Origin of the sequence: Rathayibacter sp. AY1F6 (assembly GCF_002932035.1) — a bacterium.
Classification (GTDB): Bacteria; Actinomycetota; Actinomycetes; order Actinomycetales; family Microbacteriaceae; genus Rathayibacter.
The window spans coordinates 1-13,917 of sequence record NZ_PSVD01000037.1; the positions used below are offsets into that span (position 1 = coordinate 1).

The window sequence follows — 13,917 nt, forward strand, 5'->3', positions numbered from 1 at the left end:
CACCGGACCCTCCCCACTGTCCAGAACTTGTCGCACTCGGCGTCGACTGCGACAACTCTTGAGCACTCGCAAGCGCTCGCCCGGAGCCCCGCGCATGAGGGTCACCGACACCAGCGACCTGTGGTGGCGCACCGCCGTCTTCTACAACCTCGACGTGAAGACGTTCATGGACTGGGACGACGACGGCGTCGGCGACCTCGAGGGCCTCGTCCACCGGATCGACTACCTGGCCGAGCTCGGCGTCAGCTGCCTCTGGCTCGCGCCGTTCTACCGGTCCCCCGGCCGCGACAACGGCTACGACATCAGCGACTTCTACGGAGTGGACGAGCGCTTCGGGCACCACGGCGACGTCGTCGAGGTGATCCGGACCGCCCACGACCGCGGGATGCGCGTGATCGTCGACCTCGTCGTCAACCACACCTCGGACCAGCACCCCTGGTTCCAGGCCGCCCGCTCGTCTCGCGACAGCCCGTACCGCGACTACTACGTCTGGCGCGACGAGCCGCCCGCCGATCAGCCCGCGAACGTGTTCCCGGACGCGGAGGACGGCGTCTGGTTCCGTGACGAGGAGGCGGGCCAGTACTACCTGCACCACTTCTACCGGCACCAGCCCGACCTCAACACCGAGAACCCGACCGTGCGCGACGAGATCGCGAAGCTCATCGGATTCTGGCTGCAGCTGGGCGTCGACGGCTTCCGGGTCGACGCGGTGCCGTACCTGATCGAGCCCGGCGCCCGCGACGAGCACGAGTGGCTGCGCCTGCTGCGCCGCTTCGTCTCGCGGCGCTCCGGCGAGGCGATGCTGCTGGGCGAGGTCAACGTGACCCGCGAGGAGCAGCTCGGCTTCTTCGGCGGCGAGGACGCGGACGAGCTGTCGATGCAGTTCGACTTCATCGGCAACCAGCGCCTCTACCTCGCGCTGGCCCGGGAGGAGGCGGCGCCGCTCGTCGAGGCGCTCGCGAGCCGCCCCGAGATCTCCGTCGGCAGCCAGTGGGCGAACTTCGCGCGCAACCACGACGAGCTCACCCTCGACCAGCTGAGCGACGACGAGCGCGACGAGGTCTTCGCGGCGTTCGCTCCGGAGCAGTCGCAGCGGATCCACGGGCGCGGCATCGTCCGCCGCCTCCCGCCGATGGTCGACGGCGACCCGCGCCGCGTCCGCCTGGTCCACAGCCTGGTGTTCTCGATGCCCGGGACCCCGGTGCTCTACTACGGCGAGGAGATCGGGATGGGCGAGAACGCCGACATCCCGGGCCGGAGCGCCGTGCGGACCCCGATGCAGTGGAGCAGCGCCGCCAACGGCGGTTTCTCGCGCGCCGACGCCTCCGACCTGATCGCTGCCCCTCCCGGCGGCGGCTTCGGACCCGAGCACGTGAACGCGGCCGCGCAGCTCCAGGATCCGGACTCCCTCCTGGCCCACGTGAAGGGCCTCGCCTGGCTGTACCGGCGGTCGCCGGAGATCGGCTGGGGCGAGTACACGCACCTCCCCTGCGACGAGCCGAGCGTGCTCGCGCACCGGATGTCCGCGTCGACCGGCACGACCGTCGCGGTGCACAATCTGGCGTCGAACCCGCGCACGGCGGACCTGACGCTCCCCGACACCCCCGCCGGGGCGCGGCTGGTCGACTCCCTCGGCGGCGAGTCGCTCCCGCTAGACGAGGACGGCGCCGTGTCGGTGCCCCTCGACGGCTACGGCGCGCGCTGGTTCCGCGTGGTCACGGAGGAGTCGCGCCGGCTGGTCTGAGCGGAGGGGCGGGGCTCTTCTCGACAGTCCAGGAGTCGTCGCAGTCGCGCTCGAGTGCGACGACTACTGGACTCTCGAGGGAGGCGGGGCAGGGACGGAGGACGAAAGCACCCACCGCACGAAACGTTATGCACATCGGTCCACAGCATCGTTGACGCCGCCACCCTCCCCCGCCTACCGTGAAGCGCAACGTTTCGCCCCCGCCGCCGCACCAGGAGGATCCGCATGGCCCCCACTCCGCCGAGCCACCGCGTCCTCGCGAGCGGCAGCCGCATCCCCGCCATCGGCGCCGGCACGTTCGGCTCCGACCGCTACGACGCCGAGACCGTCGGCCTCGCGGTCGAGCACTCCCTCCGCGCCGGCTTCCGCCTCCTCGACTGCGCCACCGTCTACGGCAACGAGCCGCGCGTCGGCCGGGCGATCGCCGACTCCGGAGTCGACCGCGACGAGCTCTTCGTCATGTCGAAGATCTGGAACGACGCGCACGAGCCCGCGGCGGCCGTCGCCTCCGTCGAGCGCTCGCTCGCCGACCTCGGCCTCGACGTGCTCGACGCCGTCTTCGTGCACTGGCCCTTCCCCAACCACCACCCGCCGCACGCCGAGACCGACGCGCGCGATCCGCACGCCCGCCCCTACGTCCACGAGGCGTTCCTCGAGACCTGGCGAGCGCTCGAGGGCCTGGTCGACCGGGGCCTCGTCCGGCACCTCGGCACCTCCAACGTCACGATCCCCAAGCTCGAGCGGATCCTCGCCGACGTCCGCATCGCCCCGCAGCTGAACGAGATGGAGCTGCACCCCTGCTTCCAGCAGCCGGAGCTGTTCCGCTTCTGCCTCGACCACCGCATCCAGCCGATCGGCTACTCGCCGCTGGGCTCGCCGTCGCGGCCCGAGCGCGATCGGGTGGAGGGCGACATCGTCGACATCGAGCACCCCGCGGTGCGGGCGATCGCCGAGGAGCGGGGCGTGCATCCGGCCGTCGTGTGCCTCGCCTGGGCGGTGAACCGCGGCCAGATCCCGATCCCGTTCGCGGTGAAGCCGGAGCAGATCGAGGCGAACCTGGCCGCCGCCTCCCTGGTGCTCACGGCCGAGGAGCAGGAGGCGCTGCGCGGCGCCGAGCGCAACAACCGCCTGATCAAGGGCCAGGTCTTCCTCTGGCCCGGCAGCACCGGCTGGCTCGACCTGTGGGACGCCGACGGCACGATCCCGGGCTGGAGCGGCTACGGCTCGCCCCGCGCCACCCTGTGACGTGGCCACCTACAAGGACCTGCAGCGGCTGACCGGCCTCTCGCTCTCGACCATCTCGAAGCACTACAACGGGCTCCCCGTGCGCCCCGAGAACCGGGCGGCGATCGAGGCGGCGGCCGCCGAGGTCGGCTTCCGCGTCAACGGCTTCGCTCGAGGCCTGCGCTCGCGGCGCTCCCGCACGGTCGGAGTGCTGCTGCCCGCCCTCGACAACGAGTTCCACCTCTCGATCATCGCGGGCCTCGAGCGGGCCCTGCGCGAGGAGGGCATCGGCGTGCTGGTCGGCGTGAGCCGCCCCGAGCCGGGAGCCGCGGTCGACCTGCTGCTCGAGAAGATGGTCGACGGGATCGTGGCGGTGCCGTCCGCGGGCGACGTCGACGCGCTGCGCCGCGCCTCCGAGCAGGGCACCCCCGTGGTGGCCGTCGACTGGATCGACGACGCGCTGGTCACCGATCGCGTCGCGCTCGACAACGCGGGCGCCGGCGCCTCCGCCGCCCGCCACCTCCTCGACCACGGCCACCGCTCGATCGCGGTGCTCGGAGGGGAGGACGGAGTGTCCTCCACCCGGGAGCGGACCGCCGGCTTCCTCGCCGCCCTGGCCGAGCGCGGCGTCCACCCCGCCGCCGACGCCGTGGTGCGCGGCCCGCTGACGGTCGAGAGCGGAGTCGCCGCCGTCGAGCGGATCCTCGCCCTGAGCCCCCGGCCGACCGCCCTGTTCGCGAGCAACCGCGAGCTGACGGTCGGCGCCCTGATCGCCCTCGGCGACTCCGGGCTGCGCGTGCCGACGGACCTCTCCGTCGTCGGCTTCGACAACGTCGAGCTGGCCCGCGTGGTCCGCCCGCACCTGACCACGATCGCCCAGCCGACGGAGGCGATCGCCGCCGAGGCCGCCGCCCTCGTCCGCCTCCGCCTCGACTCCGGGGCGGAGCAGCCCGGCCCCCAGGAGCGGAGGCTCCCCGGCCGCCTGCTCGCCGGCTCGTCCGTCGCCCACCTCCACGACCTCTAGGAGCTCCTCTTGCTGACCACGACCCTCCTCCACCCCGAGATCCTGCACGCGCTCGCCCGCGCGGGCCACGGCTCCCGGGTCCTCATCGCCGACGGCAACTACCCCGTCGGCACCACGCTCGGACCGAACTCCGCGCTGGTGCACCTGAACCTCCGGCCCGACATGCTGACCGTCGACGAGATCCTCGACGCCCTGCTCTCGGCGATCGTCGTCGAGGAGGCGACGGTCATGACCCCCGCGCCCGGCATCGACGTCCCCGCGCAGGACGCCTTCCGCCGGTCCCTCGACGGCGTCCCCTTCACCTCGCTCGAGCGGCACGCCTTCTACGCCGAGGCGCGCACGCCCGACGTCGCGCTCACCATCGCCTCGGGCGACCGCCGCATCTACGCGAACCTCATCCTCACGATCGGCGTGCGCCCGGCCGACGCGTCCTGAGCGAGGGGCGGGCGAGGCGTCGTCCCGCCCGACCCCGCTCCCTGAGAGTCCACGAGGCGTTCTCACGGCCGGCATCCCTACTCTGGTCGGCGTGGATCTCGACACCCTCCTCAACATCGGCCTCGTCGTGCTGTTCGTCCTCCTCGGAGGCGTCTTCGCGGGCACCGAGATGGCCATCGTCAGCCTCCGCGAGAGCCAGGTCCGCGCGATCGAGGCCGGCAGCGAGCGCGGCCGGCGCATCGCCGAGCTCGTCCGCAACCCCAACACGTTCCTCTCCGCGGTCCAGATCGGCGTCACGCTCGCCGGCTTCTTCTCCTCGGCGTACGGCGCCTCGACCATCGCGCCCGACCTCGTGCCGCCGCTGCAGTCGCTCGGCCTGTCGGCCTCCGCCGCCTCGACCGTCGCCCTGATCCTGATGACCCTCGTCATCGCGTACCTCTCCCTGGTGCTGGGCGAGCTGGTCCCCAAGCGCCTGGCGATGCAGAAGTCCGTCGCGTTCACCAAGGCCCTCGCGCCCCCGCTCAACGCCCTCGCGCGCCTGATGCGCCCCGTGATCTGGCTGCTGTCCGTCTCGACCGACGCCGTCGTCCGCCTCCTCGGCGCCGACCCGCGCGAGAAGGGCGAGAGCGTCTCGGCCGACGAGGTGCGCGACATGATCTCCAGCAACACCGAGATCCACGAGGACAGCCGCCGGCTGCTCACCGACATCTTCCGCGCGGACGACCGACGCGTCGCCGAGGTGATGCGCCCGCGCCCGGACGTCGACTTCCTCCGCGGCGCGCTCAGCGTGGCCGAGGGCTACGCGGCGGTCCTCGACCAGCCGCACTCGCGCTACCCGGTGGTCGGCGACGACTTCGACGACGTGCTCGGCTTCGTCCACGTGCGCGACCTGATGTCCGCGTTCCCGGAGGCGGGCCGCGCCGGCACCGCGAGCAGCGTCGCCGACATCACCCGCCCGATCCTCGCGGTCCCCGGCACGACGAAGGTGCTCGCGGCCCTGCGCACCATGCGCCAGGACGGCCACCAGATCGCCGTCGTCATCGACGAGTACGGGGGAACCGACGGCATCATCACGCTGGAGGACCTGCTCGAGGAGCTCGTCGGCGAGATCTACGACGAGTACGACGGCGCCCGCCAGGCGGTCGACGCGAAGGCGGCCGAGCAGCTGCACGACGTCGACGGCGGGATGATCCTCGAGGACCTGGCGGAGCAGCTGGGCATCGAGCTGCCCGAGGGCCCGTACGAGACGGTCGGCGGGTTCGTCCTCGACCGGATCGGCCGCGTGGCCGTGGTGGGCGACTCCGTCCTCGTCGGCGACCACCTGCTCCGCGTGGCCGAGACGGACCGCTACCGCATCTCGCGGCTGACCCTCGTGCCGCAGCCCGCGTCGGAGCCGAGCCCGCCGACGGCGCCCGCCGTCTGACGGGCGACCGGCCGCGCCTAGGGCAGAGGGCCCTCCACCCAGCGCGTGGCGGCGCGGCCGCGGGCTCCGGGCTGCGCGATCCACAGTCCGCCGGCGTGCGGATGACGCGCCCGCTCGTCCGCCGAGAGGTCGCGTGATGCGGAGGTGACGACCGCGATGTCCAGGTCCTCGCCCACGAAGGCGATGCTGGAGGAGTGCGGGGCGTCGATCCTGATGCCCTCGCCCTCGACCGGGCTGCCGTCGGCCTCGAACACCCGAACGCCGCTCCCGCCCCAGACCGCGACCCACACGCGGCCGTCGGCGTCCACGGTCAGTCCGTCGGCGAACACGCCCTCCTCGAGCTCGACGAACGGCTCGCGCGGGCCGTGCTCGGCGTCCGCGTAGGAGCGGCGGTGGATCACGCCCGACTCGGTGTCGGCCGAGTACAGCACAGAGCCGTCCGGCGAGAAGCCGAGTCCGTTCGAGAGCCGCAGGTCGTCGTCGAGCACGGTGACGGATCCGTCGTGCTCGATGCGCAGCAGGACGTCGTCGCCCGCCGACTCGCCGAGGGTCAGCGAGCCGACCAGGAGGCGCCCCTGCGGGTCGATCGTGCCATCGTTGAAGCGGTGACCCTCCGGCAGCAGCTCGGAGCCGCGCGTGAGGGAGCCGTCGACCTCCAGGATCGCGAGCCGCCGGGTCAGCGCGACGAGCGTCCGCCCGTCGCCCAGGGGCAGCGCGGCGCCGACCTGCTCGCCGACGTCGGTGCGCGAGATCGCTCCGATCCCCTCCGCGGTGACGGGGGCGGACAGGACCGCGCCGGCCTCGATGTCGACCCAGGTGAGGCGGGCGGTGTCCGGATCCCAGACGGGCCCCTCGCTGAGGACGTAGGTGGGGGTGCCCGCGGGCGTCGCGTCGATCATGCCTCCACGCTAGGCCGAGGAGGCGGGCGGTGTCAGGCCCCGCGGGACGGATCCGGGCTCGCGTCCTCCGCGCCTCGCTCCGCCTCCGGGTGGGCACCGATGCCCGGGATACACCCGCTCGGCGGTCCGTGACAAGGGGTGAATAGCCCGGCGATATGGAGCCGCCCGCGGGTCTAGTGTCGTCTCGCCGCGCTCGGGACAGCGTTCCTCCGCAACGACGCCGGGGCGACAGGAAGGCGCTCGCCATGTCGACATCCACCAGTCCGCGCGGCCCGGTCCGGAGCCTCGTGCCCGCCCGCATCGACAGGCTCCCCTGGACCCGCTTCCACTGGTCGATCGTCGTCGGCCTCGGCTTCTCGTGGGTGCTGGACGGACTCGAGATCCAGATCGTCGCCTCCGCCGGCTTCGCGAAGGAGTTCGGGCTCTCGGCCTTCGAGGTCGGCCTGCTCGGCACGATCTACCTGTGCGGGCAGATCGCGGGCGCCCTGATCTTCGGGCGACTGAGCGACAAGCTCGGGCGGCGCAAGCTGTTCATCCTGACGCTCGTCATCTACCTGGTCGCCAGCGGCCTGGCGGGACTCGCGCCGAACTACGTCTTCCTCGCCGTGTTCCGCTTCTTCGCGGGCATGGGGATCGGCGGCGAGTACGCGGCGATCAACTCCGCGATCGACGAGCTCATCCCCTCCAAGTACCGCGGCCGCGTCGACATCGCGATCAACGGCACCTACTGGGGCGGCGCGGCTCTGGGCTCCGCGGCCAACCTGTTCTTCCTGAACGACGCGCTCTTCGCCGAGAACGTCGGCTGGCGCCTCGGCTTCTTCCTCGGCCCGATCCTCGGCCTGGCGATCATCTACCTCCGCCGCCACATCCCCGAGAGCCCCCGCTGGCTGATGACGCACGGCCGCGAGGAGGAGGCGGAGCGCACCGTCGACGAGATCGAGCGCCGAGTGGAGGCGGAGGGCGGCGTGCTCGAGCCGGTCGACGACGCGAAGGCGATCACCGTGAAGGCGACGGAGAGCATCCCGTTCCGCACCATCGCCAGAGTGCTGCTGCGGCAGTACCCGAAGCGGACGCTGGTGGGCGCGACGATGATGATCACCCAGTCGTTCCTCTACAACGCGATCTTCTTCACCTACGCGCTGGTGCTCGAGAACTTCTACGGAGTCGAGCAGAGCGCGATCTCGTACTTCTTCTTCCCGTTCGCGATCGGCAACCTCGTCGGGCCGCTGGTGCTCGGCCACCTGTTCGACGTGTGGGGCCGGCGGAAGATGATCTTCCTCACCTACGGCGTCTCGGGAGCGGTCCTGGCCGTCTCGGCGGTCCTCTTCAGCATGGACGTCCTGACCGCGACGACGCAGACGATCCTCTGGTGCGTGTCGTTCTTCTTCGCCTCCGCGGGAGCCTCGAGCGCCTACCTCACCGTGAGCGAGATCTTCCCGCTCGAGCTGCGCAGCCAGGCGATCTCGTACTTCTTCACCCTCGGCCAGATCGCCGGAGCGGTCGCCCCCGCCCTCTACGGCGCCCTGATCGGCGACGGCAGCGACCGCGGTCCGCTGACGATCGGCTACTTCGTCGGCGCCGCCGTGATGATCCTCGGCGGCGTGATCGCCCTGATCTTCGGCGTGGACGCCGAGCGCCGCAGCCTCGAGAGCATCACCGAGCCCCTGTCGACCGTGAAGTCCTGAGGGCGGATCGCCGCCTGCCGTCCGAGCGCCGCCCGGGAGCGGCTCTCGGAGCCGGCGTCTCGGAACCGGCGCTCCGGAGCCGGAGTGGGCCGGCGTCAGTGGGCCGGGCGGTAGCCGGTCCGGTCGTCGGGGGTGATCTGGCGGAGGACGCGGGCGGGGACGCCGGCGGCGATGGTGAGCGGAGGGACGTCGCGGGTGACGACGCTGCCCGAGCCGATCACGGCCCCGTCGCCGATGGTGACGCCCTGGTTGATCGTGACGCCGCCGCCGATCCAGACGCCGTCGCCGACGACGACCGGCTTCGCAGTGCAGGCGCCGGCGGCGCGCTCCGCCGGGTCGAGGGCGTGGTTCGACGTGTAGATCGAGACGCGCGGGCCGAACAGCACGTCGTCGCCGATCGTGATGGGGGCGCCGTCGAGCAGGATGCAGTCGAAGTTCGCGTAGAAGCGGTCGCCGATCGTGATGTTGAACCCGAACTCGCAGCGGAACGTCGGCTCGAGGTGCGTGTCCGCGCCCACCGAGGCGACGAGCTCGCGGAGCAGAGCCTCCCGCTCGACCGGCGGACGCCCGAAGCTCGCGTTGTACGCGTTCGAGCCGAGGACCGCCCGCTCGCGCGCGGCGACCAGCTCGGGGGTCATGTCGTCGTACACGGCGCCGGTCAGGATGTGCGCGCGCTGGTCCTCGAGGGTCATCGTCGTCCGTTCGTCGGTGTCGGCGCCCCGACGGGCGCCCGCGCCCACGCTACGGGGCCGAGCGCCGGGACACCGCCTTCTCCGCCGACGCACCGCTCCTGCAGCGATGACTCGATGACGGAGAGGCGTCTCGGCGGAATCCCGCAGCAGGAGCGGCACCTCCGCGCCGCCACGCCCCCGCCTCGCAGCGGGCGTCAGCCCACGTGCACGCCCGGCCGGCGGTCGCGGCGGGACTCCGCGCGGCGGAGGACCTCGCGGGTGACGGGGGCGACCTCGCCGGTGCCGGTGATGAGGAAGCGGAACATGTTCGAGATGGGGCCGCCTTCGGTCCACTCGAAGTAGACGTCCGGGATCACGCCGGTGAGGTCGCGGATCTCGAGCAGCACCGTGGCGATGGTGTTCGGGATGTTGCCGCTGGTCACCGTGAGCACGCGGAAGCCGTGGCAGACGCGGCCCTGCACGACCAGGTCCTCCTCGAAGTCGGAGGAGTCGGTGGTGTGCACCTCGAGGAAGAGCACCGGGCCGCGCATCGGCAGATTGCTGTCGCGCTGCTCCTCCGCCAGCTTGTCCCGGTACTCCGCCTCGGAGCCGTCGTCGGGCTCGTTCGCGAGGATGCGGATCACGCCGTAGTCGTCGGCGTCCGTCGTGAGGAAGTCGATCGCGGCGGCGTCGAACACCACGGAGGTGGCGCGCAGCTGGAACGAGCGGTGCACCCGCGAGACGAGCGAGACCGCGAGGATGCCGACGATGAAGACCGCCGCGATCCTCACGCCGTCGGGCCTCTCGACCACGTTCACGACCGTCGTGTAGACGAAGACCAGCGCGATGACCGCGAAGCCCACGGCGCGCTTGCGCTGCTTCCTGCGCTTCGCCGAGAGGAACACGGCGACGGACGCGGAGGTGATCAGCACCAGCACGCCGGTCGCGTAGGCGCCGCCCTGCGCGTCGACGTCGGCGCGGAAGAGGATCGTGATGACGAAGGCCACGACGGTGAAGACCAGCACGAGCGGACGGACGGCGCCGGCCCACTGCGGCGCCATGCCGTAGCGGGGCAGGTAGCGCGGGACGATGTTGAGCAGGCCGGCCAGCGCGGAGGCGCCCGCGAACCAGAGGATGCAGATCGTCGCGATGTCGTAGACCGTGCCGAAGCCCTCGCCGAGGTACTCGTGCGCGAGGTAGGCCAGCGCGCGGCCGTTGGCCTCGCCGCCCGGCTGGAACTGCGCCTGCGGGATGAGCAGCGTGGTGACGAAGCTCGAGGTGATGAGGAACGCCGACATCGTGACGGCGGCGGTGATGAGCAGCCGCTTCGCCCCGCGGATGCGGCCGACCGGGGCGTCCTCGGTGTCGCCCGCGTCGCCGCGGATCTGCGGCATGACCGCGACCCCGGTCTCGAAGCCGGAGAGCCCGAGCGCGAGCTTGGGGAACACGATGAGCGCGATGCCGACCATGATCAGCGGATTCCCGTGCTGGGTCGTGAGCGCCGACCACCAGTCGCCGATGACGACGGGGTTCTCGGCCACGTGCCCGATCGCCACGGCGATCACGATCGCGTTGAGCAGGAGGAACACGGCCACGAGCACGACCGCGATCGAGATGGCCTCGCGGAACCCGCGCAGGAACACGATCCCCAGCAGGGCGATCAGCCCCAGCGTGAGCGGCACCTCCGCCCCGTGGAACCAGGCGGGGGCGAACGGGTTCTCGACCGCGTGCGCCGTCGCGTCGGCCGCCGAGAGGGTGATCGTGATCATGAAGTCGGTGGCCGCGAACCCCAGCAGCACGAGCACGAAGAGCTTGCCGCCCCACCAGGGCAGCAGGCGCTCGAGCATCGCGATCGACCCCTCGCCGCGGAAGCTCTCGCGGGCCACGCGGCGGTAGACGGGGAGCGCGCCGAGGAGGGTCAGCACCACCAGGACGATCGTCGCGAGCGGCGAGACCAGGCCGGCGGCGAGCGCCGCGATCGCCGGCTGGTAGCCGAGGGTGGAGAAGTAGTCGACACCTGTGAGGCACATGACGCGCCACCAGGAGTGCGTCCTGCCGGTGGCCGCGTGGGGGCCGGGGTGGGCTCCGGAGTCGTCGCGGAGGCCCTCGAGGAGCCACGCCTTCACCCCGCCCGCGCGCGCGGAGGAGAGAGGTGAGGGTTCGAGGGCGTCGGGGTCGCCACGGACGACGGAAGAGGTCACTGGATGTTTCTACTCGCCGTGAGGAGCGCGCCCGCCCGGAATGAGCGGATCCTCACGCTTTCCTCACGGGTAATCGGCTGGGGAGGGACGTCGACGCGCGATCCCGCGTCGTGAGGGGGTCGTGAGCGTCGCGCGAGCGGACCGTGCGGATCGGCCCGGTGCGCGTCCGCGTTCCGTCAGGATCCCCTCCCACCCGCCGTCGCGGGCCGACGATGGCGCTCGTGCACCTGCTCCTCCGCCTCCTCGACGCCGGCCCCCGCTGGGGCCGCCACACCGTCGGTGCGAGCCGGTACGGCGTCGTCCGGAGCGAGCTCGTCGTCTTCGCGCCCGGCACCTCCGTCGAGGAGCGGAGGCGCCTCCGCCTGCACGCGGCCGGTCCGCAGCTGGTCGTGGCCGTGACGGCCGCCGGCGCCGTCGGGACGCTCGCGCTCGACCGGCTGCCGCTCCTCCTGCTGGCCGCGCTCGCCCTGCCGACCGCGTCGCTCCTGCTCCTCTCGGCCCGCTCGACCCGCCGCCTCCGCCGGGCCTGCGCCCGCCGGCTCGTGATCGCGGACGTCGACTCCCCCGCCGTCGCCGAGCAGGCGGCGATCGCGGCCGCGCTGCGGCGGGCCGACCGGCTGCTCGACGCCGGCGTCCTCACTCCGCTCGAGCACGAGGAGGTGTGGGCCTGCGCCCACGACCGGGTCGCGGGCCGCGTGGCTGACCGCCGCTCCCAGCCCCGAGCGGGAGGATCGGGGACGTCCGCCACCGATGGGAGCCCCTCATGACCACACCGCGCCGCGCACTGATCCTCGTCGACGTGCAGCAGGAGTACTTCAGCGGTCCGCTCGAGATCCAGTACCCGCCGCACGCGCAGTCGCTGCCGAGGATCGCCGCCGCCCTCGACTCCGCCGCCGCGGCGGGCCTCCCGATCGCCGTCGTCCAGCACAGCGCGGGCGAGGGAGCGCCGATCTTCGACCCGTCGGGTCCGTCCTTCGCCCTGCACCCGGAGATCGAGAAGCGCCGCTCGGACTCGTGGAAGAACGTCACGAAGCAGTTCGGCACGGTCTTCGCGGGGACCGACCTGCTCGACTGGCTCCGCGAGCACGACGTCGACACGATCACCCTCGTCGGCTACATGACCAACAACTGCATCCTCGCCTCGGCCGCCGAGGCCGAGACGCACGGGCTCCGCGCCGAGGTCCTCTCGGACGCGACGGGCGCGATCGCGATCGCGAACGACGCCGGCTCGATCGACGCGCACTCCCTGCACACCACGCTGATGGCGCTGCTCAATTCGAACTTCGCCGCCGTCGCCCCGACCACCGTCTGGATCTCGGCGCTGAAGGGCGAGTACACGCTCCCGATGAGCAGCCTGCCCGAGTCGGCGACGGCGGGCGCCGCTCGCTGACGGGCACTCCTCCGGACGGATCGGCCGGCTCTACTCTCGGTGCATGGCCCTTCTGCACCGTGCGACGATCACCCCCGGGAAGCTCGAGATCGTGGAGGCATGGGCGCCGACGCAGCCCTGGTGCGAGGGCGGCGGATTCACGCAGCTCGGCGCCTACCGGTTCGACGACCCGGATGGCGAGGTGGGAGTGGAGACGCTGATCGTCCAGTCGACCGGGCAGCCGCCGCTCCAGGTGCCGCTGACCTACCGCGGCTCGCCTCTCGCCGGCGGTGACGCGCATCTCCTCGCGACCGTCGAGCACACCGTCCTCGGTCGTCGCTGGGTCTACGACGGTGCCGGCGACCCCGTCGCGATCGCCGCCTTCGCCACGGCGATCCGCACCGGCGCCCGGGAGGTCGAGCAGCATTTCGAGGAGGACGGGCAGCGCATCGTCCGCCCGCCGACCGCGACGGTGCAGGGCAGCGGATCAGGCGCCGGAGCGTCCGGGCCGCCGTCGACGGTGCTCGTCCGCAGCGACGCACGGACCACCACGACCTCGGCCGACGGTCTGACTCTCGTCCTCGCGCGGGTCCTCGCGCCGCCGTTCCTCGAGGGCGAGGAGCGGCTGAACGGCAGGTGGAGCGAGGCGCTCCCCGTCACCCTCGCCGTCCTGGCCTGAACCGGCTCCGGTGGTCCGCCGCCCTCCGTCGCCCGGGTCATGGGCGACGGACGGCGGCGCGCTCCGGGAGGACCTGCTCAGTGGCCGCGCAGTGCCGCGACGGTCCGAGTGGGACTAGTCGTTCAGGTGCGCGATGGCGTAGTCGGCCTCGTCGCTCGTGAACTGCTCCCCGTACTCGCTGGTCAGCTGGTCGCGGATGGCCTCCGGCGCCATCGCCATCTGGGCCTGGTAGTCCTTGGCCTTCGCCAGCGCGTTGGCGTTCCAGTCGGCGGAGACGGTGTCCACCGCGTACTGCGCGGCCTCGGGCGAGAACTGCTCCCCGTACTCGGAGGTGAGCTGGCCGTACAGGCCCGCCTTGCTCATGTGGAGCATCTCGGAGTAGCTCTGCGCCTTGATGAGTGCCGAGGCGAACTCGGGCGAGACCTGCGCAGCAGCCGCCGTCTCGACAGGCGCCGGGGCAGGGGCGACCGTCTCGACGGGTGCGGGCTCCGCCGTCTCGACGGGTGCGGGCTCCGCCGTCTCGACGACCTCCGCCTCCTCCGTGGCCGGCACGACGGGGGCGG

General features: G+C 72.3%; 13 protein-coding genes. 9 read left to right on the forward strand and 4 right to left on the reverse strand.

Annotated features, from left to right (window positions below):
- Positions 1–94 precede the first annotated feature (94 nt).
- The 5 genes from C5C44_RS16415 to C5C44_RS16435 all read left to right on the forward strand — a co-directional run bounded on the left by C5C44_RS16415 (position 95) and on the right by C5C44_RS16435 (position 5,850).
- Positions 95–1,744, forward strand: a complete 1,650-nt coding sequence (locus C5C44_RS16415) for an alpha-amylase family protein (protein WP_104336217.1) — start codon at positions 95–97, stop codon at positions 1,742–1,744.
- 225 nt (positions 1,745–1,969) lie between these two features.
- Entirely contained in the window at positions 1,970–2,989 is a 1,020-nt protein-coding gene (locus C5C44_RS16420) for an aldo/keto reductase (RefSeq protein WP_104336218.1), read from the forward strand.
- A gap of 1 nt (position 2,990) precedes the next feature.
- On the forward strand, positions 2,991–3,992 hold the full coding sequence (locus C5C44_RS16425; RefSeq protein ID WP_104225079.1) for a LacI family DNA-binding transcriptional regulator: 1,002 nt from the start codon (positions 2,991–2,993) through the stop codon (positions 3,990–3,992).
- Positions 3,993–4,001: 9 nt separating this feature from the next.
- Positions 4,002–4,427 (forward strand): RbsD/FucU family protein, encoded by a 426-nt coding sequence (locus tag C5C44_RS16430; RefSeq protein ID WP_104225080.1) that lies wholly within the window; start codon positions 4,002–4,004, stop codon positions 4,425–4,427.
- A 91-nt stretch (positions 4,428–4,518) separates the two neighbouring features.
- Positions 4,519–5,850, forward strand: coding sequence for a hemolysin family protein (locus tag C5C44_RS16435; protein WP_104233863.1), 1,332 nt, complete (start codon positions 4,519–4,521; stop codon positions 5,848–5,850).
- Between the two features lie 17 nt (positions 5,851–5,867).
- Here C5C44_RS16435 and C5C44_RS16440 read toward each other — a convergent pair whose 3' ends face one another.
- Positions 5,868–6,749 carry an SMP-30/gluconolactonase/LRE family protein gene (locus C5C44_RS16440; protein WP_104336219.1) on the reverse strand — a complete coding sequence of 294 codons (882 nt, stop codon included), beginning with the start codon at positions 6,747–6,749 and terminating at the stop codon, positions 5,868–5,870.
- Positions 6,750–6,994: 245 nt separating this feature from the next.
- On the opposite strand from C5C44_RS16440, the gene C5C44_RS16445 reads away from it, so the two are divergent.
- The gene (locus C5C44_RS16445) at positions 6,995–8,434 is read left to right on the forward strand and encodes an MFS transporter (RefSeq protein ID WP_104225083.1); all 1,440 of its coding nucleotides are present in this window, start codon (positions 6,995–6,997) and stop codon (positions 8,432–8,434) included.
- Positions 8,435–8,529: 95 nt separating this feature from the next.
- On the opposite strand, the gene C5C44_RS16450 is transcribed toward C5C44_RS16445, so the two are convergent.
- The gene (locus C5C44_RS16450; RefSeq protein ID WP_104336221.1) at positions 8,530–9,126 is read right to left on the reverse strand and encodes a sugar O-acetyltransferase; all 597 of its coding nucleotides are present in this window, start codon (positions 9,124–9,126) and stop codon (positions 8,530–8,532) included.
- A 194-nt stretch (positions 9,127–9,320) separates the two neighbouring features.
- A complete protein-coding gene (locus tag C5C44_RS16455; protein ID WP_374952929.1) occupies positions 9,321–11,306 on the reverse strand; it encodes an amino acid permease in 1,986 nt (661 codons plus the stop codon).
- A gap of 221 nt (positions 11,307–11,527) precedes the next feature.
- On the opposite strand from C5C44_RS16455, the gene C5C44_RS16460 reads away from it, so the two are divergent.
- From C5C44_RS16460 to C5C44_RS16470, 3 genes are read left to right on the forward strand one after another with little or no spacing between them, the layout of a single operon-like run.
- Complete coding sequence (locus C5C44_RS16460) at positions 11,528–12,073, forward strand: DUF6611 family protein (protein WP_146078891.1); 546 nt, start codon at positions 11,528–11,530, stop codon at positions 12,071–12,073.
- A complete protein-coding gene (locus C5C44_RS16465; protein ID WP_104233860.1) occupies positions 12,070–12,696 on the forward strand; it encodes an isochorismatase family protein in 627 nt (208 codons plus the stop codon). The genes C5C44_RS16460 and C5C44_RS16465 overlap by 4 nt, the downstream gene beginning before the upstream one ends.
- A 43-nt stretch (positions 12,697–12,739) precedes the next feature.
- Positions 12,740–13,354: a hypothetical protein gene (locus C5C44_RS16470; RefSeq protein WP_104336220.1), complete on the forward strand. Its 615-nt coding sequence runs from the start codon at positions 12,740–12,742 to the stop codon at positions 13,352–13,354.
- 114 nt (positions 13,355–13,468) lie between these two features.
- Here the strand turns inward: C5C44_RS16470 and C5C44_RS16475 are convergent.
- Positions 13,469–13,917: Ltp family lipoprotein (locus C5C44_RS16475; protein ID WP_104336222.1), on the reverse strand; the 449-nt coding region annotated here is incomplete at its 5' end.

What these genes read in the sequence shown, in the direction of transcription:
- C5C44_RS16415 (WP_104336217.1), top strand. Translation starts at nt 95, where the DNA reads ATGAGGGTCACCGACACCAGCGACCTGTGGTGGCGCACCGCCGTCTTC.
- C5C44_RS16420 (WP_104336218.1), top strand. Translation starts at nt 1,970, where the DNA reads ATGGCCCCCACTCCGCCGAGCCACCGCGTCCTCGCGAGCGGCAGCCGC.
- C5C44_RS16440 (WP_104336219.1), bottom strand. Translation starts at nt 6,749, where the DNA reads ATGATCGACGCGACGCCCGCGGGCACCCCCACCTACGTCCTCAGCGAG.
- C5C44_RS16445 (WP_104225083.1), top strand. Translation starts at nt 6,995, where the DNA reads ATGTCGACATCCACCAGTCCGCGCGGCCCGGTCCGGAGCCTCGTGCCC.
- C5C44_RS16450 (WP_104336221.1), bottom strand. Translation starts at nt 9,126, where the DNA reads ATGACCCTCGAGGACCAGCGCGCGCACATCCTGACCGGCGCCGTGTAC.
- C5C44_RS16465 (WP_104233860.1), top strand. Translation starts at nt 12,070, where the DNA reads ATGACCACACCGCGCCGCGCACTGATCCTCGTCGACGTGCAGCAGGAG.
- C5C44_RS16470 (WP_104336220.1), top strand. Translation starts at nt 12,740, where the DNA reads ATGGCCCTTCTGCACCGTGCGACGATCACCCCCGGGAAGCTCGAGATC.